Below are 425 nucleotides of genomic sequence, written 5' to 3'. Positions count from 1 at the left end.
TTTCCAGGTCGTCCTTCATCTGCCGGTAGACCTGCATCCGCCGGGCGCGTATCGCTTCGTTTCCCTTGGAATAGGCCTGAAAACCCTCCCCGAACATCAGCCGGTAGAGACCGGGATTCGCGCGGGCAAAGGCGACATAGGCGATGCCGCCGGCAAGCAGATTGCGCCGAGGACCGGCTAGGGCGGCATCGATGCTTTCGCTGAGTTCGACAAACCCTTGTTCGGCGAGTGCTGCCGCGATGGCATCCAGGCTGTTGAAATAGTGATACGCCGCCGGAGCCGAGACGCCGGCGCGGCGACCGATCTCCCGCATGCTCAGCGTAGCCGGGCCTCCCTCCTCCAGCAGCGCCCTCGCCACGGACAGCAGCGTGGGGCGTAGGTTGCCATGATGGTAGCGGGTCGATCCGTCGTGCGTGGCCATGTCT

General features: G+C 64.5%; 1 protein-coding gene. It reads right to left on the bottom strand.

The genetic code is table 11. The annotated features are described in order from the left end of the window. A partial coding sequence (locus AF337_RS10995; RefSeq protein WP_049732214.1) for a TetR/AcrR family transcriptional regulator occupies positions 1-421 on the bottom strand: 421 nt, incomplete at its 3' end. Positions 422-425: the final 4 nt, after the last annotated feature.

It is taken from the genome of Rhizobium ecuadorense, assembly GCF_001187535.1.
Taxonomy (GTDB): domain Bacteria; phylum Pseudomonadota; class Alphaproteobacteria; order Rhizobiales; family Rhizobiaceae; genus Rhizobium; species Rhizobium ecuadorense.
This window is presented reverse-complemented; position numbering and strand designations above follow the sequence as displayed.